Here is a 21,631-nt window from a genome sequence, read left to right on the forward strand (position 1 = left end):
TCACTGACCGCCAGCCAAAGCCTCTTCAACCACCTTCAGCAGCACCTCTTCAGAAAACGGCTTGCCAAGGCAGGCCAGCGCCCCAAGGCCCATCGCTGCCCGGACCGAGCCATCATCCCAATGTGCCGACATGCAGATCACCGGCAAGCGCCTGCCCCGCTGTGCCAGCTCACGCTGTACCTCCAGCCCGCTCATCCCCGGCATCTTCAGGTCCAGCAACACACAGCCCGCCTCGCCCGCCAGTGGCGAGGCCAGGAATGCGTGCCCGGCGGAAAACGACAAGGTCTCGAACCCCGCCGAGCGCAGCAGGTTGGCCAGGCTTTTGCGCACCGAGGCATCGTCATCGACGATGCACACCCCTCTGTTCATGCGCCGCCCAGGCTCGCAGACCGCGCTCCGAGGAGGTTGTGCATGGCCGCAAGCTCCAGCAGCGAGCGGGACTGCATCTTGTTCATGATGTTCTTCTTGTGCACCTTGGTCGTCACCTCGCTGGTGCCGATCTGCCTGGCGATCTGCTTGTGCGACAAGCCGCCTACCACCAGCGAGAAGACCTGGCGCTCACGCTGAGTCAGGCGCTGGTACTTTTCCTCGACCTGCCGCGCCTGCAGCCACTTGCGGCCTTCGGCCACGGCACGGGCGCGCACTGCCTGCAACAGGGTCAGCAGCTGGTCTTCATCGAACGGCTTGGTCAGAAACTCCACCGCCCCGGCGCGCATGGCCTGGACGGTCATCGGGATGGTGCCGAAGCCGGTCATGAACACGATCGGCCAGGGCAGCGCCAGCCGGCACAGCGCATCCTGTACCTCCAGGCCGCTTGTACCGGGCAAGTGCATGTCCAGCAGCAGGCAGGCACAGGGGGTTTCCAGGCGGGCCTCGAACAGCGCCTCGGCACTGGCAAACAAGTGGTGCGGGATGTCCTGCGAGCGCAAAAGCCGGCCCAAAGCGGTGCGCACTGACGGGTCGTCATCCACCACCAGCACCGGCACATTCACGCCCTCATCAAGCGGCTCGACAGCCTCGGCCAGGTTGCGCAGCAACGACCCGCCCACTGCCTGACCAGGCACCTCGAGGCTGATCTGCGCGGCCAGGCGATAGCCCCGGCGCGGCACGGTCTGGATCAGGCCGCGGTCGCCAAAGGCTTTGCGCAGCAAGGACACCTGCACCTGCAGGTTATTGTCCTCGACCACCGTACCGGCCCATACCTGGCTGAACAACTCGTCCTTGCCGACCACGCGGCCCTTGGCCCTGATCAGCGTGGCCAGCACTTCGAAAGCACGCCCACCCAACAGGATCGGTTTGCCGTCGATAAAGACTTCGCGCCGCTCCAACGACACCTGGGCATTGCCTATTCGGATCATGGCTTCCTCGCGCGGGCACGGGCGTGTTCGCTGTCCGGGGCAGCCTAGGCCAGCGTACGCGTTCAGACAATTATCCCGAGGGATAGGTTGGCCTGAGGACTATACAAAAGCCCGCCAGCCCCCAGGGGACGATAACGGACAACAGCGTGCCCGTTTCTGCCAAGCAGGCTGTAACCCGCATCCATGCTGGGCCCGCTGCGTATACTCGCGCCTCGGGATGTCGCTAGCGGGGGTGCTTTATGCTCGATGAACGCCTTGCCCACAGGCCCATCGATTACGACCAGTCACTCGACGAGGGCTGGCTGAACCGGTGCGAGATAAGCGCGCTGGGCCAGGAAGGTGAACTCAGCTATTTCCGCCTGTGCGACCCCGCTTCACATCAAGCCTGGATCGCCGTGCGCGCGCCGCTCGAAGCCCCTTCCGCCTGTCAGCGCCTGGAACGTGACTACCGCCTGCAACTGGACCCGCAGTGGGCGGTGATCCCCTCGGCGTTCGTGCGCTCGGCCGAAGGCCCGTTGCTGGTGTACCCGGCCGGGCGCTCAGTCGCCGACCTGATCGCTGAAGGCCCTGCGGCGCTGGAGCCATTTTTCGACATCGCGGTGAACGCTGCCCAAGCGTTGGCGCAAGCGCACGAACGCAATGTACTGCACGGTACACTGCAGCCCGAGCATGTGAGCCTGCGCGCTCACCAGCGGGTGCGACTGGGCTTCTTTCGTGCCGACCCGGCAGAGCGGGTCAGCGCACAGGGCACCCCGCTCGGCAACTGGGCCTACCTGGCGCCGGAGCAGGTTTGCCCGCACGGTAGCAGCAGCGACCGACGCAGTGACATCTACGCCCTGGGGGCGATCCTCTACCAGTTATTGGTAGGCGAGCTGCCACTGGCCGGGCGCGACACGCAGCATTGGCGACAGCTGCATGCCGGCGTGCAGCCGCGGGCGGCCTGCGAAGTGGACAGCAAGGTGCCGCCGCCCCTCAGCCTGGTCCTGGCAAAGGCCTTGGCCAAAGAGCCGGACGCCCGCTACCAGAGCGCGCGCGCCCTTGCAGCGGACTTGGCTCACTGTCAGCGGCAGTGGGCCGCCCACAAAACCATGGCACCCTTCACCCCAGGCTGCGCCGACCCGGTAGCGCCCGGCCACGCACGCCTGTATGGCCGCAGCGCCGAGCAAAAGGCTATCACCCTGCTGCTCAAGGCCTTGCATCGCGACAGCAAACCACAAGCCCTGGTCATCAACGGCGCTGCTGGCATGGGCAAGTCGAGCCTGGTCAAAGCAGCTCTCCAGGCCAACGCCGAAGGTTACTGGGCCGTCGGCAAGTGCAACAGCCACACCCAAACAGTTCCCTACACGCCCTGGATCGAAATACTCGGCGCCCTGACTTCCCAGCTGCTGGCCAAGAACAGTCAGGACCTCGCCACCCTGCGCCGCGAAATCCAGCGCCGCATCAAAAGTCATGGCCGTCTGCTTGGCAAGCTGGCCCCGGACCTGCAACTGATTCTCGGCTCCCTGCCCCCATTACCCGCCAAGCCCACGCGCCTTGCGTTGCAGAAGGAACTGCACGCGATCATTGAATTCCTGCAGGTTTTCAGCCGGCCTGGCCAACCGCTGGTGCTGTTCTTCGACGACCTGCAATGGGCCGACGACGCCACCCGGCAACTGCTGGCCCAACTGCTGGCTAACGCGCCAGCCAACCTGCTGCTGCTTATCACCCGGTGCAACGAGCCCACCACCAGTGCACCGTTGGCCATACCTGCAGCGGTGCGAAGCACCACGCTGAACCTGCGGCCACTGGCCGTGGGGGCAGTGACCGAGCTGATTGGCGAGCGCTTCCATGTTGCCCCCGAAGAGGCCTTTCAGCTGGCCGAACTGGTGCACCGCAAGACGGCGGGCAACCCGTTTTTCATCAACCAGATTCTCAGGGCCATGGTCGAAGACCAGCTGTTCATCTTCGACACCCAGGCCATGCGCTGGTCATGGTGCCTGCAGGCCGTGGCCCGGCACTGCTATGCCGACAATGTCGCCGACCTGATGATCCACCGCCTGGAGCGCCTGGCGGCACCGCAACGCGAGCTGCTGCGGGTCGTCAGCGCGGCGGGCAGCCACTGCGACGAACGCCTGCTTCGGCAGGTACTTGCCCAACCCCCGGGCGAGCCATTGAAAGCCTTGATCCGCGCCGGTTTCCTGCAACCGGGCCAGAATGGCTTAGGTTTCACTCATGACCGGGTGATGGAGGCCGCTTATGCACTCACGCCCGGGCACGCGCGCGCCTCGCTGCATGCACGCATCGCCCTGGCCATGCATCAGGCTTGGCCAGGGCGAACGCACGAGGTGTTGTTCGAGCTCGCCAGCCAGCTGCAACGCGCCAGCCCCTGCGGGTTTGCAGCGGATGACTGCGAAGCGTTCCTGCAGCTTTTACGCGAAGCCGCATCCCGGGCTCGCGACGCCGGCGCCTTCGAGCAAACCGCGGGCTACCTGCACACCGCCGAGCAGTTGCTGCACCACAGCGCCACGCTGGAAAGCCGCGCCACGCATGGCTTTGCCATCGCCTGCATGGCGACGGAGTGCGACATGCAACTGTCACGAACGAACGCGGCCCAGGCCCGCCTCATTGAATGCCACCAGCGTGCTCGCTCAGTGTTGGACCAGGCGCGGGCGTGCCGGCTGCAGGCACTGCTGTACACCTTGCGCGGGGACTATCAGGCGGCCATCGACAGCGCCCTGGCCGGCCTGGACTTGCTGGGTATAAGCCCGGTGCGGGGCGTCGACTGGCAACAGGTCGAGGCCAGTCATGCCCATGTGCAGGCGTTGGTCGAACAGAAAGGCCGGCATTGCCTGGCGTCGCTGCCGCGCACCGATTCGGAGGAAGTGACGGTTGCCATAAGCCTGCTGGCCACTCTGTCGTCATCATTCTTTGTGAAGGACGACATCTGCTTCCTGCACCTGGCCAAGCTCATGGAGATGTCGCTCCTGCACGGCGTTGCCCCTGGCAGCACCTACGGCATGGCCTGGTACGGCGTGATGATTGCCGAGCGTTTTGGCGCTTACCATGATGGCCATGCCTGTTGCCTGGCCGCGCTCAAGCTGATCGAGCGCCACGGTTTCGACGCTGATTTGACCAGCGCGCTGCTGGCCCTGGACCAGGTCAGCGCCTGGACCTCGCCCATGGAATTCGCCCGACGCACCGCGCTGGACGCGGTCGACTCGGCCCGCCTGAGCGGTGACCTGGCGATGAGCTGCTATGCCTGCAACCATCTGGTTTCAGACTCGCTGTTCATGGGCCGCTACCTGCCGGACGTGGTCGAGGAAGTGGCGCAAGGCCTGGCCACCGTGCGTCACCACGGTTACCGCGATATCGAGCTGATCCTGCAGGCCCAGCAAGCGTTCGTCGCCAACCTGAGCGGCATGCCCTGCCCGGCCCCGGCCACTGCCTCAAGGTCGCCCACCACGCGGTTCTTCCAGCACCTGTTCGCCGCCATGTGCGCTTTCTACATGGGCAATATCCCGAAGGCCATGCGCGACCTGGCATTGGCCGGTGACAACAGCTGGGCGGCACCGGCGCACATCAACCTGGCCGACTATCACCTGTTCCGCGGCCTGGCGCTGGGCAGCCCCGAGGCCCAAGACAGTCTTGCCAACAAGCTGCAGGAACTGCAGGCCCTACGCGAGCGCTTCAGCCGCTGGGCCGGCTTCAACCCGGCCACCTTCCGCAGCAAGCAGTTGCTGATCGAGGGTGTCATCGCCAAGCTCGAAGGCGACGGCCTGGCCGCGATCCGCTGCTTCGACCAGGCGCAAATCGCCGCCACCGCTGCCGGTTTCATCCACGAGCAGGCACTGGCCCATGAACAGCTGGCCGAAGTGTGCATCCCCAGCGGCCTGATCTCCGGCGCCAACCTGCACCTGCGTATCGCCCGCGACTGCTTCCATATCTGGGGTGCGACCGGCAAGGTGCACCAGCTTGAGACGTTGCATCCGTTTCTGCGCACCCAGCCGATTCAGGAGACCTATCGCGCCACCCACCAGGCCAGGCTGGACCTCGAAGCCGGCATTGAAGCCGCGCGGGCGCTGTCCGAGGAAGTGCTGCTCGAAGGCCTGATCGAAACCCTGATGGGCCACTTGACCCAGCACTCCGGCGCCGACCATGGTGTGCTGCTGATTGTAAGCGGAGCCGAGTTCCAGATGGCCGCCCTGGCCTATATCGACGATGCCGGGCTGCACGTGAGCATGGACAACTGCCAGAAGTTCATGACCCAGGCACCGTTGTCGGTCATCAACACCACCATGCGCACCCGCAAACCGCTGGTGCTCAACGATGCCCTCAGTGAGTGCCCTGAAGCCTTCCGCCAACAGCTGCAAGCGCGCAACGCCCGCTCGGTGCTGTGCCTGCCGCTGGTGATCCAGGGCGTGCTGATCGGCCTGGTATATCTGGAAAACCGCCTTGTGCCGAACCTGTTCGGCGGTCAGCGCCTGGCCATGCTGGAAATCCTCGCCTCGCAGGCAGCAGTGTCGCTACAAACGGCCAAGTTCTATACGCGCCTGGCCGAGGAAAACCAGATCCGCGCACAGATGGAGGCTGAGTTGCGCCGCTCGCGTGCAGAACTGGCGCGCAGTGCGCACTTGCAGGCGATGAATGAGCTGTCAGCGTCCATCGCCCACGAGATCAGCCAACCGCTACTGGGCATCGCCTCCAACGCTGCGGCCAGCCTGCGCTGGCTGAAACGCCCCCATCCCGACCTGGAAGAAGCGATTGCAGGCCTGGAGGACATCCGCAACGACAGCGAACGGGCCGGCAACATCGTGCGGGCGCTGCGGTCGCTGGCCAAGCAGTCACCGATGCAACTCAAGGCGGTGAAGCTGGACGAACTGATCCGCGAGGTCGTGCGCCTGACCTCAGCCGACGCCGCCAAGGGCAAGGTGGATGTGCAGACGCAGTTAAAGGCCGGGGTGTGCGTGACAGCCGACCCGGTGCAGTTGCAGCAGTTGGTGTACAACCTGATTACCAATGCCCTGGAAGCATTGGCGGGGTATCGCACTGACGGGGTGCTGAAGATTGCGTCGGCGGTGGTCGAGGATGGGGTGGAGATCTGCGTGGACGACAACGGGCCGGGGATCGCGGCGGACGAGCGGGAGCGTGTATTCGATGCGTTTCATACCACCAAGGCCGGTGGCATGGGGATGGGCCTGGCGATCTGCAGTTCGGTGGCTCAGGCCCACGGCGGGCAGCTGCAGGCGCTGGTGTCGCAGCTGGGTGGATGCCGGATTCGTTTCAGTCTGCCGGTGAGTCACGCATAGCCTGTGCCGGCCTCTTCGCGGGTAAACCCGCTCCTACGGTCGGCGCGGCCGCTGTAGGAGCGGGTTTACCCGCGAAGAGGCCAGTACAGGTTTACATCAACGCGCGGCCAGCGCCGCGTAGCTGTTCATCAGGTTGCGGTAGTTGGGAATACGCTGCGACAGCAGGTTGCCCAGCCCTTCGATGTCGTTGCGCCAGTCGCGGTGCAGTTCGCAGGCCACCGAGAACCAGTTCATCATTTGCGCACCCGCCTGGGTCATGCGCACCCAAGCCGCTTGCTGCACGGTTTCGTTGAAGGTGCCCGAGGCATCGGTCACCACGAACACTTCAAAGCCTTCCGCCAGCGCCGACAGGGTCGGGAAGGCCACGCACACATCGGTCACCACACCGGCGATGATCAGTTGCTTGCGGCCCGTGGCCTTGATTGCCTTGACGAAGTCTTCGTTGTCCCAGGCGTTGATCTGGCCCGGACGGGCAATGTATGGCGCATCCGGGAACATTTCTTTCAGCTCGGGCACCAGCGGGCCATTCGGGCCTTGTTCGAAGCTGGTGGTGAGAATGGTCGGCAGGCCAAAGAACTTGGCCAGGTCGCCCAAGGCCAGCACGTTGTTCTTGAATTCATTGGGCGAGAAATCCTGCACCAGCGAGATCAGGCCGGTTTGATGGTCGACCAGCAGCACTACGGCGTCGTCTTTGTTCAGGCGCTTGTAATCGGGTTGGCTCATGGGGTGACTCCTTGGGTTGGGATAACGGGCCGGCACTGTCCGCAGGGGGTTATACCGGCGGATAGCTTCGGCTTAAGAAAGTACCTGCGCCTGCCGCCAGGCCTTGGGTGGCTGGCCGACCAGGCGGCTGAAGGCGCGGGTGAAATGGGCCTGGTCACAAAAGCCGCATTCCAGGCTCACATGGGTGATAGGCGCCTCGGTGGCAAGCAAGCGCTTGGCCTTTTCCATGCGCGCCAGCAGGCGCCAGGCCTGGGGCGAAAGGCCGGTGTTGACTTTGAATGCGCGGGAAAAGTGGCTGCGGGTGAGGTTGCATACCGCGGCGATCTCAATGATCGACAACGGGCTGTGCAACATCAGCTCCTTGGCCCGGCGCAGCCGCGCGGGCGTGAGTGCGCCGGGGGTTTGCAGCGGCGCTTCGGGCGTCCCAGGGTACATGGCGACTCTCCTGTTCAATGCAGAAAGTCTCGCCCCAGGCACATGACGAAGTCCTGAGCCAAACCTGAATTGTTGTTAATTGTGCGCTGCTGGCCCTGGGCGTTTCGCCGATATCTTAAGATGCGTTTCGTATTCAGCTTCTGGCCGCTACAGCGGCCGGCATTCAAGGCGAAAGAGGTATGCAGGAAAAACCCGCCCACCGCACCGTGGCCATGGTGCTGTTCAACGATGTGCTACTGCTGGATGTCACCGGTCCCATGGATGCATTCGCCATCGCCAACCGGTTCTTGCCTGCAGAACGGCAATATCGGCTGCTGACCTTGGCCGAGGGGCAAGCAGCGGTACGCGGCTCATGCGGCCTGAAGGTAGTGGCAGACCAGCGTCTGGAAGACTTGCCGGAGGGCGTCGACCTGCTGCTGGTGCCGGGCGGCCCAGGGGCCTATGACATCGCCCTGCCAGGGATCGAGCGCTGGCTGCCCAAGGCAGTACGCCAGGCGAAGCGCTTCGGCGCCATCTGCACCGGGGTGTTCCTGCTGGGGCGGGCCGGGTTACTGAACGGCTATCGCTGCACTACCCACTGGAACTACGTGGAGCGCCTGGCACAGGCGTTTCCCGAGGCCAAGGTGGAGACCGAGCAGATTTACGTGATGGACCGCTGCCTGATCACCTCGGGCGGTATCACTGCCGGGATCGACCTGGCACTGGCAGTGGTCGCCGAGGACCATGGCAAGGCGCTGGCCCTGGAAGTGGCCAAGGTACTGCTGGTTGCCCGCCACCGTCAGGGCGGGCAGACACCCTACGGGCCGTTGCTGGCTGCGGTACCACGCGATGACTCGCCGATTGCCCGGGTGCAGGCCTATATCGTCGACCACATCGAGCAAGCGTTCACCGTACAGAAAATGGCCGAACTGGTGGCCATGAGCGGGCGCAATTTTGCCCGGACGTTTCAGCGTGAGGTGGGCATCACGCCGCTGCAGTACCTGCAGAATGCGCGCATCGATCGCGCGCGCAAGCTGCTCGAATGCGGTGACCTGCCGATGAAGGTGGTGGCGGCGCAGTGCGGGTTTGGCAGTGACCGGCACATGCGCAAGGTATTCTGCGAGCGAATTGGCATGACGCCGGCGCAGTATCGGGCGCAGTTTGGTGGCGGTGAACAGTCGGATTAGCGCTGCCTTCTTCACGGGCGCACCCGCGCCCACAGAGACGACACAGGCCTTGAAGCCTGGGTAGGCGCCGGCATCGATTGTCAGCCTGATCAGGACAATGTTTCTTCCCGTCAGCTGATTGTCTGACGCCACCCCACCCCTCAGAATTGTCCGTCAACCTGTTCGAACGCTGCCCCGGCAGCTCATGGAGTACGAGCCAATGCCACACGAAGGCAGCCTTCTACAAACCGCGGTGATCTTCCTGCTTGCCGCCGTCCTCGCCGTCCCTCTGGCCAAGCGCCTGCAACTCGGTGCCGTGCTCGGCTACCTGCTCGCCGGTGTGGTCATCGGCCCGCAAGCACTTGGCCTGATCCGCGACACGGAAAGCGTGGCGCACATTTCCGAACTGGGCGTGGTCTTGCTGCTGTTCATCATCGGCCTGGAACTGTCGCCCAAACGCTTGTGGCTGATGCGCAAATCGGTGTTTGGTGTTGGCACTGCCCAAGTGTTGCTGACCGGCGCAGTAATCGGCGCCATCGCCCTGTTCGGCTTCAGCCAGACGCTACCAGCAGCCATCGTGCTCGGTCTGGGCCTGGCGCTGTCGTCCACCGCCCTTGGCCTGCAGAGCCTGGCCGAGAGCAAGCAGCTCAACGCCCCGCACGGCCGGTTGGCGTTCGCCATCCTGTTGTTCCAGGACATCGCCGCGATCCCGCTGATCGCCTTGGTACCGCTGCTGGCCGCCACTGGCCCGGACACCAACCACGGCGACAGCCTGCAACACGGCCTGAAAGTATTCGCCAGCATCGCCGTGGTGATCATCGGCGGTCGCTACCTGTTGCGCCCAGTGTTCCGCACCGTGGCTCGCACCGGTCTGCCGGAAGTGTCTACTGCCACCGCACTGCTGGTGGTGATCGGCACTGCCTGGCTGATGGAGGAAGCGGGTATCTCCATGGCCCTTGGCGCTTTCCTCGCTGGCCTGCTGCTGGCCGACTCGGAATACCGCCACGAGCTGGAATCGCAGATCGAACCCTTCAAGGGCCTGCTGCTGGGGCTGTTCTTCATCAGCGTGGGCATGGGTGCCAACCTGCACCTGTTGCTGGAAATGCCATTGGTGGTGCTGGGCCTGACCCTGTTGCTGGTGGCCGTGAAGCTGCTGTTGCTGATAGGCGTTGGCCGCCTGGTCGGTGGCCTGAACAGCGCCAGCGCCCTGCGCCTGGGCATGGTACTGGCGGCTGGTGGCGAGTTCGCCTTCGTGGTGTTCAAGCTGGGCAAGGACCAGGGCCTGTTCGACACCCAGACCTACGACCTGCTGCTGATGACCATCACCCTGTCGATGGCCATCACCCCGCTGCTGATGCTGGGATGCGCCCGCGCCCTCAAGCGCCCGCAGCCGGTGCGCGAGGTGCCCGAGCAGTACAAGCAGATCCAGACGGATACGCCGCGGGTGGTGATCGTCGGCATGGGCCGTATGGGCCAGATCGTCGCGCGCATCCTGCGGGCGCAGAAGATCCCGTTCATTGCCCTGGAGACCTCGGTGGACACCATCGAGATGACCCGCATGTTCGAACAGGTGCCGGTGTTCTACGGCGACCCGCTGCGCCCGGAGGTGTTGCACGCCGCCAAGGTGGGTGAAGCTGAGTATTTCATCATCACCGTTGATGACCCTGAAGCCGCCATTCATACCGCCGAACGGGTGAAGCGTCTGTACCCACACCTGAAGGTGCTGGCCCGGGCGCGCAACCGCCAGCATGTGCACAAACTGGCGGATGTGGGCGCCGAGCCGATTCGCGAGACGTTCTACTCCAGCCTGGAAATGACCCGCCGGGCACTGGTGGGGTTGGGCCTGAGCGATGAACAGGCGGCGGACCGCATTGCACGGTTTACCCAGCATGACGAAGAGGTGCTGGAGGCCCAGGGACAAGTGCGTGATGACCGGGCCAAGGTGATGCAGACGGCCAAGGAGGCGCGGGTGGAGTTGGAGCGGTTGTTTAAATCGGATGCGGGTTGAGGCCTTGGGGCGCATGCCTTGAGGGTTGTAGTGCCTGTGAGATCGAGCGCCGCGCGGGCGGCGCTCGATCTCATGGGCGCCCAAAAACTATCGCCAGGCACCTGGAAGCCATCATGCAATTTCCTGACGATCACCTCGCCGCCATTACGCACAAAAAAACCATCACAAGATCGTCTAATTCTCAGCGGGGTCCTACTTCCCCGCGAACCATTTCCTACGTTCACGCCAATCCCGAGGAATTATCCTACGCATCGTGTCGACGCCCGTCTGATTGTCCGGGGAAGTCCTGCTCTCTAGGCTAACCAGGTCGCTGTCGGTTCAGCGATCGGGTGTGGAAACCCGGCAGGTAATCGGAATGGCAGTTGTCATGGCAGCTGCGCGCGGGAGGCCGAATGGCCTGCCGGGGTTCCGATAGCCCGGCTTTCCACCCCGCGTGCAGCCGCCACCCTTCGCGTGGAAACGGATGGTGCCGGCCAACCTCTATCGGAGTTTGGCTATGAAAAAGATTGTCCCCGATCCACCCCTCCCCAACACCACCCAACGCTCTTTCAGCCGCTGCGATGCCGGCCATCCCCCATTGTTCACAGTAAACCCGGGCGTCTCCGCCCACGACGCCCTCGTGCATGTCGCCCAGTACCTGCGCGGCGCCTACGACTGTGGCTACAAAGCCTTGGAGCATCCGCAAAAAATGCCGAGAAGAAAGGCCAGAACTCCTGGCTGGACGAACAATTACCCGACCTCAGAACACTTGCACGTGAGTTACGTATCCTGGCTATCGAAGAACTAGCCCCTGCTGATTCGCATGACGCTGCAGTCGAGGTTGCTGCACAGCATCTGGGCTTGGATAGCGAAAACTCTGAGGTAGTCAGCATCAGCAGCCCACTGGGCGACATCCGGATTCAGCGCAGCTGTATCTACCACATCGTCGAGAAGAGACAGGACGCCCGGGAACGCTATGTAAAGGTAGCGCTGGATACATTAGCCGGACCTTTTGAGGTATGGCAGGTCGCTTACACCAATGACACCTTCAGGCTAGCCTTCATTGGCGTCTACGAAACGAGGCGCCAGATGCTGGTAATCGTGACCCTCGACAACGGCAAAATGCTGTGGAATTTCATGCAGTGCGATGCAAAAGCACTGAACAAACATCGCCACGGGCTGCTGCTCTACAAGCGGTACAATTTTCTGCCAAGAAAAGAAAAGGGCCACTGTCACCAGTGGCCCTGTATTTGCGCTTGATATTCATATACACACCCTCAAGCAGGGGTGTGGAGGTCTCACCCGACGCTGATGATTCAGCCATCGACGGGGTTCCTACGCCAGCTTTTACCGCTGAATGGCAGCTGGTTTCGCGCTCAGTTCAAACGCTAACAACACTCTACGATCAAGTCAACGGTAGCCCCAAGGGGAGGCTACCCATCAGGTTACTTAGTGTCACTTACCCGCAGTCAGCGCGTTATAGCTGGTCATCAGGTTGCGATAATCCGGAATGTGGTTGGAGCAAAGTGCAGCCAGCCCTTCGACATCGTTACGCCAGTCGCGGTGCAGCTCGCAGGCCACGCCGAACCAAGTCATCAGTTGGGCACCCGCCTGGCTCATGCGGTCATGGGCAGCATCACGGGTCATTTCGTTGAAGGTGCCGGAAGCATCGGTCACCACGAACACGTCGAACTCTTCTTCCAGGGCAGACAGGGCCGGGAACGCTACGCAAACTTCGGTCACCACACCGGCAATGATCAGCTGCTTCTTGCCAGTCGCCTTCACCGCCTTGACGAAGTCCTCGTTGTCCCAGGCGTTGATCTGGCCAGGGCGGGCAATGTATGGCGCGTCCGGGAACAGGGCTTTCAGTTCCGGCACCAGCGGGCCGTTGGGGCCTTGCTCGAAGCTGGTGGTGAGGATGGTCGGCAGGTTGAAGAACTTGGCCAGGTCAGCCAGCGCCAGTACGTTGTTCTTGAACTTGTCCGGCTCGATATCGCGCACCAGGGACAGCAGGCCAGCCTGGTGATCGACCAGCAGTACGGCGGCGTCGTCTTTGTTCAGGCGGTTGTAGGTGAATTTGCTCATGGTCTGTGCTCCTAAAGGTTATGAATTTTTCAGCAATCCGGGGTGTTTCGCGTTGATGGGCACAGATTAAAATCATCACCTTTGCGGCGGTAGTTAGCAGAATCGGGCTTTAGCGTTCTGATTTATGAACGATGGATGTGTGGGGGCTGTGCCGGCCTCTTCGCGGCTAAAGCCGCTCCTACACGCGAAGAGGCCGGCACAGGCAACCCAATACCCGGAGACCGATCATTGGAAGACCTCAACTCCCTCTACTACTTCACCCAGGTCGTCGAACATGGCGGCTTCGCCCCGGCCGGGCGGGCGCTGGACATGCCCAAGTCGAAGCTCAGCCGGCGAATCGCCGACCTTGAAGACCGCCTGGGTGTGCGGCTGTTGAACCGCACCAGCCGGCACTGCTCGCTGACCGAAATCGGGCAGGCCTATTACAACCGTTGCCTGGCCATGCGTGTGGAGGCAGAGGGCGCAGCGGAGATCATCGAGCGCAACCGCAGCGAACCACGCGGCCTGGTGCGCATCAGCTGCCCGACCACCTTGCTCAACTCCTGGGTCGGGCCGATGCTGACCCGCTACATGCTCAAGTACCCGCAGGTGGAGCTGTTCATCGAAAGTACCAACCGCCGTGTCGACCTGCTGCATGAGGGCTTCGACATCGCCCTGCGGGTGCGCTTTCCGCCGCTGGAGAACACTGACATGGTGATGAAGGTGCTGAGCAACAGTACCCAGTGCCTGGTCGGCCAGCCTCAATACCTGGCGCAACTGCCCAAAGGGTTTGACCCACAGCTGCTGGGCACACTACCCAGCGTGCATTGGGGCAGTGCCCAGCGCGAGTACCAGTGGGAACTGTTCCAGGGCGAGGACAACAGTCGCAGCATCGTCATCCCGCATACACCACGTATGGTGACTGATGACCTGTTTGCCTTGCGCCACTTCGTGGTAGCCGGAGTGGGGATTGCGCACTTGCCGCGGGTGGCGGTGCGTGAGGACCTGGCGGCAGGACGTCTGGTTGAGCTGATTCCGGACTGGCACCCGCGCTGCGGCATCGTGCATGCGATCTTCCCATCGCGACGAGGGTTGCTGCCTTCGGTGCGAGCGCTGATCGATCATCTGGCTGAGGAGTTCGCCATCAGCGACATGGCTTGAGTGCCTGGCTGGCTGAGCCGGCCTCTTCGCGGGCATGCCCGCTCCAACAGGTGTTGCACAAGGCTCGGAGCCGGTGGTGGCCCTATAGGAGCGGCTTTAGCCGCGAAAGGGCCGGTACAGGTAATGCAAATCCCCACCCAGCACACCCTTACAAGACCTTGGGTCTACTCTTCTTCCACACTCCCGGATCATCCCCCGGAGCTCCCCATGATCCGCGCCACACACGGACCAGGCCGCGCCCTGCTCGCCACCCTCGCCCTCTGGCCGGCGCTGAGCCACGCCGAAGCGCCCGGCTGGTCGCTGCTCAGCCGCAACTACTTCCTGCACAGTGACTTCCGCTCGCCCTCCGGCAGCGGCCAGAACTACCGCCAGGAATGGGCCCAAGGCTTCATCGGCGAGGTCCGTTCCGGCTTCACCGAAGGCATTGTCGGTGTCGGTATCGATGCCCACGGCTTTCTTGGCCTCAAGCTCGACGGCGGCCGCGGCCATAGCGGCACCGGCCTGCTACCACGCGACAGCGATGGCCGCGCCGAGTCCGAGTACGCCAGCGCCGGCGCCGCGCTCAAACTGCACCTGGGCAACACCCAACTGCGCTATGGCGAGATGATGGTGGAAACCCCGGTGTTCGACACCGGTGACAAACGCCTGCACCCGGAATACGCCACCGGCTGGTGGGTAGAAAACACCGACCAGCCCGACTGGCGCCTGCAGGCCGGGCGTTTCACTGCCTTCAACAACCAGGACAACAGCTCCACCCACGACGATTTCAGCGGCTACGGCGCCAGCACCCACAACCGCGCAATCAGCCTGGCCGGTGCCACTTTCGCACCCAACGGGTCGTTCGGCGCCGCACTGTATGCCGGGCAGCTGGAAAACACCTGGCGCCAGGCCTACCTCAACCTGAACCTGGCCGAGGGCAACTGGCGCCTGGACGGCAACCTGTACAAAACCCGCGACACCGGCAACGCCAGCGCCGGGGCAATCGACACCCTCGCCTACAGCCTGCTGGCCAGGTACAGCTTCGGCGCCCAGGCGCTGAGCCTGGCCTACCAGAAGGTCGAGGGCGACACCCCGTTCGACTTCGTCGGCGGCGACTCCATCTACCTGGCCAACGCGATCAAGTACGCCGACTTCAACGGCCCTGGCGAGCATTCGTGGCAACTGCGCTACGACCTGAACTTCGCCACCCTCGGCGCACCTGGCCTGAGCCTGATGGGCCGCTATGTCAGCGGCCGCGGCATCGACGGCAGCCATGCGCCTGCGGACGGCGCCTACGTGAACCAGTACGGCGACGGCGGCAAGCACTGGGAACGCGACATCGACCTGAAATACGTGGTGCAGTCGGGGGCAGCCAAGGACCTGAGCCTGTCGTTCTCCCACGTCAGCCACCGCGCCAACCAGGCCCAGGCGGGCGATGATATCGACCGCATCTACCTGATCATCGAATACCCACTCAAAGGCAGCTTCTGACATGAGCACATCCCCTTCAGGTGCCTGGAGCCCGTTGCGTAACATCACCTTCCGCATGCTGTGGATCGCCACCATCGCCTCCAACATCGGCACCTGGATGCACGAGGTGGGCGCCGGCTGGCTGATGACCACGCTGTCGGCCAGCCCGCTGCACGTGGCATTGATCCAGGTAGCCGGCTCGCTGCCGATGTTCTTCCTGGCCCTGCCGGCTGGCGCAGCGGCGGACATCGTCGACAAACGCCGCTACCTGTTGCTGGTGCAACTGTGGATGTCTTGCGTAGCGGTTGTGCTGGCGGCCCTGACGTTGCTCGGGATGATGAACGTCACCTTGCTGCTGGTGCTGACCCTGGCACTGGGCATTGGTACAGCGCTGATGATGCCGGCGTGGAGCGCACTGACACCGGAACTGGTGGGCAAGGAGGACCTGGCCAACGCGGTGGCGCTTTCCAGTGTCGGCATCAACGTGTCACGGGCCATCGGCCCGGCACTGGCGGGGGTGGTGGTGAGCATGGTCGGCCCGTGGCTGACCTTTGCCCTGAATGCCATCTCGTTCGCGGGTGTGATCCTGGTGTTGTTCCTGTGGAAGCGCGAGGTTAAGGAGCCACTGCTGCCGGCGGAACGCTTCGTTGGCGCCATGCGTACCGGGTTGCGCTTTGCCCGCAGTGCCAAGCCGTTGCAGGCTGTAATGCTACGCGCGTTGGCGTTCTTTTTCTGCGCCAGCGCCGGCACTTCGCTGCTGCCGCTGATCGTGCGTGGCGAGATGCGCGGCACCGCAGCGGACTTCGGCCTGCTGCTGGCGGCCATCGGTATTGGCGCAGTGGCGGGTGCCACCTTGCTGCCGCGCCTGCGTGAGCGCATCAGCCGTGACCGCCTGGTGCTACTGGCCAGCCTGCTGTATGCCCTGTTCCTGCTGGCACTGGCACTGGTGCGCAATTTCTATGCGCTGCTGCCAGCGATGCTGCTCAGCGGCGCGGCATGGATCGCGGTACTGTCAAACCTGCAAGTGGCTGCACAGACTTCGGTGCCAGCCTGGGTACGGGCGCGGGCGTTGTCGGTATACATTCTGATCTTCTTCGGCGCCATGGCCTGTGGCGGCCTGCTGTGGGGCACGCTGGCCAGCCATGCAACGATCACCTTCAGCCTGCTGCTGGCCGCAGGCGGCCTGGCGCTGGGTACCTTGCTGACCTGCAAGGTGGCGCTGCCGGAAACCGAGGCCGAGGAGCTGACGCCGTCGCTGCATTGGCCGGTGCCGGTGCTGAGCGATGACATGGACAAGGAAGTAGGACCGGTAATGGTCACCGTCGAGTACCACATCGCCCCCACCAAGGCCGAGGCGTTCCAGCAGGCCGCGCGGGAGCTGGAAGCGATGCGCAAGCGCAATGGCGCATTGTCGTGGGGGTTGATGCGCGACAGTGCTGATCCGGCGTTGTGGCTTGAGTTCTTCTTCGAGGAATCGTGGCTGGAGCATCTGCGGCATCACCACCGGGTGACCCGTGGTGAACTGAAGATCGAGGCGCGGGTGCGAATGCTGCAGACCGATGGGGTGGAAGTGCGGATTCGGCATTTGTTGGCTGGCGGGGAGCATAGGGCTCAGCATTGATGCTGGCATTTGCGGCCCTTTCGCGGGTAAACCCGCTCCTACAACGGCCTGTGTCCAACACCCGGTGTGTGTCTACCGTTGTAGGAGCGAGTTTACCCGCGAAAGGGCCGGCACTGAAGACACAAAAAAGGGGCCAGTCATTGGCCCCCGTTCTTAACATCAGCTCAGCTTAAAAAGCGAAGCACGAACAGCCCAGCGCCCCCCAGAAGCCTTGGAAGTCATTGACCGGAACACTCGATTTACGTGCCTTGTCATGGCTGTGTGCGTGCACCCCGCACGGCCCCGAACACTGGTGTACGGCTGCCGCCAGCGAAGGCGTACCCACACGCCAGTGCCCCGGCACCTTGGCAACCGGCGACCACTCGGGCAAGACCGGCACCTGGGGTGTGCCTAGGCGATCGAATTCACCCGCCGCATACACCACCTTGCCATCTACGATGGTCAACACCGACTCGATGCCCTTGATCGCCTCTTCATCGACGCTGAAGAAGTCCAGCGACAATGCTGCCAGGTCGGCCAGCTGGCCCACCTTGATCTGGCCCTTCTTGCCTTGCTCGCTGGAGAACCAGGCGCTGCCCTGGGTGAACAGTTGCAGCGCGGTGTCACGGCTCAGGCCTTCCGGGTACAGCTCCATGCCACCGACCGTCTTGCCGCTGACCAGCCAGTACAGTGAAGTCCATGGGTTGTAGCTAGACACCCGCGTGGCGTCGGTACCCGCGCCCACCGGCACGCCCATCTCGAGCATGCGTTTGATCGGCGGGGTCTGCTCGGCGGCCTTGGCGCCGTAGCGGTCTACGAAGTACTCACCCTGGAAAGCCATGCGATCCTGGATGGCAATACCACCGCCCAGCGCACGCACGCGTTCGATGTTTTGCGGGGTGATGGTTTCGGCGTGGTCGAAGAACCAGGGCAGGCCGTTGAATGGAATGTCGCGGTTGACCTTTTCGAACACGTCGAGCATGCGCGTGATCGATTCGTTGTAGGTGGCGTGCAGGCGGAATGGCCAGCGCTGCTCGACCAGGTGGCGCACCACCGGCTCCAGTTCTTCTTCCATGGTCTGCGGCAGGTCCGGGCGCGGCTCGAGGAAGTCCTCGAAGTCGGCAGCAGAGAACACCAGCATTTCGCCAGCGCCATTGTGGCGCAAGAAGTCGGTACCGCTGTGCAGCTTGACGCTGGAGGTCCACTTCTTGAAGTCGTCCAGTTCTTCCTTGGGCTTCTGGGTGAACAGGTTGTAGGCGATGCGTACGGTCAGCTGATCCTTGTCGGCCAGCTCCTGAATCACGGAGTAGTCGTCGGGGAAGTTCTGGTAGCCGCCGCCGGCGTCGATGGCGCTGGTCAGGCCCAGCCGGTTGAGCTCACGCATGAACTGGCGAGTGGAGTTGACCTGATACTCCAGCGGCAGCTTGGGCCCCTTGGCCAGCGTGGCGTAGAGGATCATCGCGTTAGGGCGGGCGATCAGCATGCCGGTCGGGTTACCGAACTTGTCGCGCTGGATCTCGCCACCCGGCGGGTTCGGCGTCTCCTTCGTGTAGCCGACGGCCTTGAGCGCGGCGCGGTTGAGCAGTGCGCGGTCGTACAGGTGCAGCAGGAACACCGGGGTGTCGGGTGCGGCCTGGTTGATTTCCTCAAGGGTGGGCATGCGCTTTTCGGCGAACTGGAATTCGTTCCAGCCACCGACCACGCGCACCCACTGCGGGGTAGGCGTGCGCGCAGCCTGGTCCTTGAGCATGCGCAGGGCATCGGCCACTGATGGCACCCCTTCCCAACGCAGCTCGAGGTTGTAGTTCAGACCGCCACGGATCAGGTGCAGGTGCGAGTCATTGAGGCCTGGGATCACCGTGCGCTGCTTGAGGTCGATGATTTGCGAGGCGGCACCCTTGTGGGCCATGGCCTCGGCGTCGCTGCCCACGGCGATGAAGCGGCCGTCCTTGATGGCGACGGCGGTCGCGGTGGGCTTCTCGCGGTCAACGGTGTGCAGTTTGCCGTTGAACAGAATCAGGTCGGCGGTCATGGAACCTCCTTGCGTGGATGCGTGAGCGGAACCGGCTTGGCCGGTGAAAGGCAATGCGGACCAGAGCGCGCCAGCAGCACCGAGCACAGTGCTGGTGGCGAGGAACTGGCGACGGGTCTTGTCGTTGCGGTCCTGGGACATGGGCTTCTCCGACTAGGGGCCGGCAGGGGGACTGCGAAGCATGCCGGTTGATGTAAGGCCCGGGCTTGAATGGATGTGCGGTGGGTTGAAGAAGGTTAGCCCTGGTCAAGCTTTTTGCTGCCTGGGCCGGCCTCTTCGCGGGTAAACCGGCTCCTACAACGTCTGCAGGAGCGGGTTCACCCGCGAAGGTCTCCCACCATTACCGCTGAAGGAACGCCAGCAGGTCCTCATTCAGCTGCTGCGCATGGGTCACCGCAAACCCGTGCGGCGCCCCGGCATACACCTTCAGCTCGGCGCCGCGAATCAGCTCCGCCGCCTGCTTGCCGGTGGTCTCGAACGGCACGATCTGGTCGTCATCGCCATGGATCACCAACGTCGGCACATCGACCTTGGTCATGTCGGGGCGGAAATCGGTCTCCGAGAAGGCCGTCACACAATCCAGGGTGCCCTTGATTGACGCCATCAGCGCAATGTTCAGGGTCTGCGTCTGCACACCCTGGGACACCTGCTGCCCATGGTTCAGGCCGTAGAACGGCGTGGCGAAATCGGCGATGAACTGCGCGCGGTCGGCACGCAGGCCGGCCTGGATGCCCTCGAACACCGACAGGTCGACACCGTCAGGGTTGTCCTCACGCTTGCCGAACACTGGGGTCACCGCGCCCAGCAACACCAGCCCGGCCACCCGCTCGCTGCCGTGGCGGCCGATATAGCGGCTGACATCACCGCCCCCCATCGAGAAGCCCACCAGGGTGACGTCGCGCAGGTCGAGGTGCTCGATCAACTGGGCAATGTCATCGGCGAAGGTGTCGTAGTCGTAACCGTTCCACGGCTGGCTCGAGCGGCCGAAACCCCGGCGGTCGAAGGCGATGGCGCGGTAACCGCGGCTGGCCAGGAACTCCATCTGCGAATCCCACATGTCGGCATCCAGCGGCCAACCGTGGCTGAACAGCACGGGCTTGCCGCTGCCCCAGTCCTTGAAATAGATCGAAGTGCCATCGCGGGTAATGAACGTGCTCATAGCGGTATCTCCTTGAACGTTTCGAGGTGAAGGCGTCGGCTCAGCCGCGCAGCCAGTTGGCGCAGCGGCGGGTTACCCAGGGCATGATGTAGAACACCACGGGCAGGATGACGAACAGGTTGACGATCAGGTTGCCGGTGATCACGCCGCCCAGCTGCGGGAAGCGTGCAAACAGCGGCGCCAGCAGTTGCGGGATGACCATGGTCATCGGGCAGATCACCAGGTAGGTCAGCAGCGCCTGTTTCCAGCGCGGCGGTTGCGCTGCCGGGGTGCCCGGCGAGCTATCAAGCACCTTGTGTTGCAGGCATACGGTCACCACTTCGCGGTTGTCATGGAGTGCGGTGTTCATCGGCGTTCCTTGGGATGAGCTTGCCCGCATCCACTGTGCAACGGCGGACGGGCGCTGGATTGGATAGGTGTGCTGCCCCGGGCGGGCACCGATTGGCGGTGCCCGCGGCGATTGCGCTTACTTGTTGGCGTTGAAGGCGTTGTAGCTGGTCATCAGGTTGCGGTAGTCCGGGATGTGGTTGGAGCACAGCGCGGCCAGGCCTTCGACATCGTTGCGCCAGTCGCGGTGTAGCTCGCAGGCCACGCCGAACCAGGTCATCAGTTGGGCACCGGCCTGGCTCATGCGGTCATGGGCAGCATCGCGGGTCATTTCGTTGAAGGTGCCGGAAGCATCGGTCACCACGAACACGTCGAACTCTTCTTCCAGGGCAGACAGGGCCGGGAACGCTACGCAAACTTCGGTCACCACACCGGCAATGATCAGCTGCTTCTTGCCAGTCGCCTTCACCGCCTTGACGAAGTCCTCGTTGTCCCAGGCGTTGATCTGGCCAGGGCGGGCAATGTATGGCGCGTCCGGGAACAGGGCTTTCAGTTCCGGCACCAGCGGGCCGTTGGGGCCTTGCTCGAAGCTGGTGGTGAGGATGGTCGGCAGGTTGAAGAACTTGGCCAGGTCAGCCAGGGCCAGCACGTTGTTCTTGAACGCGTCCGGCTCGATGTCGCGGACCAGGGACAGCAGGCCAGCCTGGTGATCGACCAGCAGTACGGCGGCGTCGTCTTTGTTCAGGCGGTTGTATTTGAAGTTGGACATGGGGTAGCTCCTAAGGGTTTTGATGTTCAGTAAGTTGGGTGTTTCGCGTTGATGGGAGAAGATTAAAACCATCACCTTTGGAGCGGTAGATAGCGGTTTTTGGCTTTAGCGTTCTGTTTTGTGAACGCTGGATTGGC

The 21,631-nt window shown here is 63.3% G+C and carries 17 protein-coding genes; 8 read left to right on the forward strand and 9 right to left on the reverse strand.

Annotated features, from left to right (window positions below):
- Both LVS58_RS02560 and LVS58_RS02565 read right to left on the reverse strand, forming a co-directional pair.
- Complete coding sequence (locus LVS58_RS02560; protein WP_012054073.1) at positions 1-369, reverse strand: response regulator transcription factor; 369 nt, start codon at positions 367-369, stop codon at positions 1-3.
- Positions 366-1,358 carry a response regulator gene (locus LVS58_RS02565; RefSeq protein ID WP_233689755.1) on the reverse strand — a complete coding sequence of 331 codons (993 nt, stop codon included), beginning with the start codon at positions 1,356-1,358 and terminating at the stop codon, positions 366-368. Before LVS58_RS02565 ends, LVS58_RS02560 begins: the two co-directional genes overlap by 4 nt.
- Positions 1,359-1,597: 239 nt before the next feature.
- Here LVS58_RS02565 and LVS58_RS02570 point away from each other — a divergent pair, with 239 nt between their 5' ends.
- Positions 1,598-6,643, forward strand: coding sequence for a trifunctional serine/threonine-protein kinase/ATP-binding protein/sensor histidine kinase (locus LVS58_RS02570; RefSeq protein WP_233689756.1), 5,046 nt, complete (start codon positions 1,598-1,600; stop codon positions 6,641-6,643).
- Positions 6,644-6,739: 96 nt separating this feature from the next.
- Here LVS58_RS02570 and ycaC (LVS58_RS02575) read toward each other — a convergent pair whose 3' ends face one another.
- Together ycaC (LVS58_RS02575) and LVS58_RS02580 are read right to left on the reverse strand one after the other, a co-directional pair.
- Positions 6,740-7,366: an isochorismate family cysteine hydrolase YcaC gene (gene ycaC / locus LVS58_RS02575; RefSeq protein ID WP_233689757.1), complete on the reverse strand. Its 627-nt coding sequence runs from the start codon at positions 7,364-7,366 to the stop codon at positions 6,740-6,742.
- 72 nt (positions 7,367-7,438) lie between these two features.
- On the reverse strand, positions 7,439-7,801 hold the full coding sequence (locus LVS58_RS02580; protein ID WP_012054076.1) for a helix-turn-helix domain-containing protein: 363 nt from the start codon (positions 7,799-7,801) through the stop codon (positions 7,439-7,441).
- 179 nt (positions 7,802-7,980) lie between these two features.
- Between LVS58_RS02580 and LVS58_RS02585 the strand changes: the two genes are divergently transcribed.
- The 4 genes from LVS58_RS02585 (at position 7,981) to LVS58_RS02600 (ending at position 12,193) form a co-directional block, all read left to right on the forward strand.
- Positions 7,981-8,967 carry a GlxA family transcriptional regulator gene (locus LVS58_RS02585; protein ID WP_233689758.1) on the forward strand — a complete coding sequence of 329 codons (987 nt, stop codon included), beginning with the start codon at positions 7,981-7,983 and terminating at the stop codon, positions 8,965-8,967.
- A 199-nt stretch (positions 8,968-9,166) separates the two neighbouring features.
- Entirely contained in the window at positions 9,167-10,954 is a 1,788-nt protein-coding gene (locus LVS58_RS02590) for a monovalent cation:proton antiporter-2 (CPA2) family protein (RefSeq protein WP_233689759.1), read from the forward strand.
- Between the two features lie 496 nt (positions 10,955-11,450).
- The gene (locus LVS58_RS02595; RefSeq protein WP_233689760.1) at positions 11,451-11,741 is read left to right on the forward strand and encodes a DUF3077 domain-containing protein; all 291 of its coding nucleotides are present in this window, start codon (positions 11,451-11,453) and stop codon (positions 11,739-11,741) included.
- A 53-nt stretch (positions 11,742-11,794) separates the two neighbouring features.
- Positions 11,795-12,193, forward strand: a complete 399-nt coding sequence (locus LVS58_RS02600) for a PBECR2 nuclease fold domain-containing protein (RefSeq protein WP_233689761.1) — start codon at positions 11,795-11,797, stop codon at positions 12,191-12,193.
- A 195-nt stretch (positions 12,194-12,388) separates the two neighbouring features.
- On the opposite strand, the gene ycaC (LVS58_RS02605) is transcribed toward LVS58_RS02600, so the two are convergent.
- Entirely contained in the window at positions 12,389-13,018 is a 630-nt protein-coding gene (gene ycaC, locus LVS58_RS02605; protein WP_012274792.1) for an isochorismate family cysteine hydrolase YcaC, read from the reverse strand.
- Positions 13,019-13,246: 228 nt separating this feature from the next.
- On the opposite strand from ycaC (LVS58_RS02605), the gene LVS58_RS02610 reads away from it, so the two are divergent.
- The 3 genes from LVS58_RS02610 to LVS58_RS02620 all read left to right on the forward strand — a co-directional run bounded on the left by LVS58_RS02610 (position 13,247) and on the right by LVS58_RS02620 (position 17,228).
- Positions 13,247-14,158 carry a LysR substrate-binding domain-containing protein gene (locus tag LVS58_RS02610; protein WP_010955764.1) on the forward strand — a complete coding sequence of 304 codons (912 nt, stop codon included), beginning with the start codon at positions 13,247-13,249 and terminating at the stop codon, positions 14,156-14,158.
- A gap of 207 nt (positions 14,159-14,365) precedes the next feature.
- Complete coding sequence (locus tag LVS58_RS02615; protein ID WP_233689762.1) at positions 14,366-15,628, forward strand: OprD family porin; 1,263 nt, start codon at positions 14,366-14,368, stop codon at positions 15,626-15,628.
- A gap of 1 nt (position 15,629) precedes the next feature.
- Positions 15,630-17,228, forward strand: coding sequence for an MFS transporter (locus LVS58_RS02620; protein WP_233689763.1), 1,599 nt, complete (start codon positions 15,630-15,632; stop codon positions 17,226-17,228).
- Positions 17,229-17,397: 169 nt separating this feature from the next.
- Here LVS58_RS02620 and LVS58_RS02625 read toward each other — a convergent pair whose 3' ends face one another.
- The 4 genes from LVS58_RS02625 to ycaC (LVS58_RS02640) form a co-directional block, all read right to left on the reverse strand.
- Positions 17,398-19,380, reverse strand: a complete 1,983-nt coding sequence (locus LVS58_RS02625; RefSeq protein WP_233689764.1) for an amidohydrolase — start codon at positions 19,378-19,380, stop codon at positions 17,398-17,400.
- Positions 19,381-19,579: 199 nt separating this feature from the next.
- Positions 19,580-20,398, reverse strand: a complete 819-nt coding sequence (locus LVS58_RS02630) for an alpha/beta fold hydrolase (RefSeq protein ID WP_233689765.1) — start codon at positions 20,396-20,398, stop codon at positions 19,580-19,582.
- Positions 20,399-20,438: 40 nt separating this feature from the next.
- On the reverse strand, positions 20,439-20,747 hold the full coding sequence (locus LVS58_RS02635; RefSeq protein WP_003253554.1) for a hypothetical protein: 309 nt from the start codon (positions 20,745-20,747) through the stop codon (positions 20,439-20,441).
- A 117-nt stretch (positions 20,748-20,864) separates the two neighbouring features.
- Positions 20,865-21,494 carry an isochorismate family cysteine hydrolase YcaC gene (gene ycaC, locus LVS58_RS02640; RefSeq protein ID WP_233689766.1) on the reverse strand — a complete coding sequence of 210 codons (630 nt, stop codon included), beginning with the start codon at positions 21,492-21,494 and terminating at the stop codon, positions 20,865-20,867.
- Positions 21,495-21,631 lie beyond the last annotated feature (137 nt).

The organism is Pseudomonas sp. JR33AA (assembly GCF_021378985.1).
GTDB classification, from domain to species: domain Bacteria; phylum Pseudomonadota; class Gammaproteobacteria; order Pseudomonadales; family Pseudomonadaceae; genus Aquipseudomonas; species Aquipseudomonas alloputida.

Coding starts and splice junctions, on each gene's coding strand:
- ycaC (WP_012274792.1), bottom strand. CDS start 13,018: ATGAGCAAATTCACCTACAACCGCCTGAACAAAGACGACGCCGCCGTA.
- LVS58_RS02635 (WP_003253554.1), bottom strand. CDS start 20,747: ATGAACACCGCACTCCATGACAACCGCGAAGTGGTGACCGTATGCCTG.
- LVS58_RS02565 (WP_233689755.1), bottom strand. CDS start 1,358: ATGATCCGAATAGGCAATGCCCAGGTGTCGTTGGAGCGGCGCGAAGTC.
- ycaC (WP_233689757.1), bottom strand. CDS start 7,366: ATGAGCCAACCCGATTACAAGCGCCTGAACAAAGACGACGCCGTAGTG.
- ycaC (WP_233689766.1), bottom strand. CDS start 21,494: ATGTCCAACTTCAAATACAACCGCCTGAACAAAGACGACGCCGCCGTA.
- LVS58_RS02570 (WP_233689756.1), top strand. CDS start 1,598: ATGCTCGATGAACGCCTTGCCCACAGGCCCATCGATTACGACCAGTCA.
- LVS58_RS02590 (WP_233689759.1), top strand. CDS start 9,167: ATGCCACACGAAGGCAGCCTTCTACAAACCGCGGTGATCTTCCTGCTT.
- LVS58_RS02580 (WP_012054076.1), bottom strand. CDS start 7,801: ATGTACCCTGGGACGCCCGAAGCGCCGCTGCAAACCCCCGGCGCACTC.
- LVS58_RS02630 (WP_233689765.1), bottom strand. CDS start 20,398: ATGAGCACGTTCATTACCCGCGATGGCACTTCGATCTATTTCAAGGAC.
- LVS58_RS02615 (WP_233689762.1), top strand. CDS start 14,366: ATGATCCGCGCCACACACGGACCAGGCCGCGCCCTGCTCGCCACCCTC.
- LVS58_RS02620 (WP_233689763.1), top strand. CDS start 15,630: ATGAGCACATCCCCTTCAGGTGCCTGGAGCCCGTTGCGTAACATCACC.
- LVS58_RS02560 (WP_012054073.1), bottom strand. CDS start 369: ATGAACAGAGGGGTGTGCATCGTCGATGACGATGCCTCGGTGCGCAAA.
- LVS58_RS02625 (WP_233689764.1), bottom strand. CDS start 19,380: ATGTCCCAGGACCGCAACGACAAGACCCGTCGCCAGTTCCTCGCCACC.
- LVS58_RS02595 (WP_233689760.1), top strand. CDS start 11,451: ATGAAAAAGATTGTCCCCGATCCACCCCTCCCCAACACCACCCAACGC.
- LVS58_RS02585 (WP_233689758.1), top strand. CDS start 7,981: ATGCAGGAAAAACCCGCCCACCGCACCGTGGCCATGGTGCTGTTCAAC.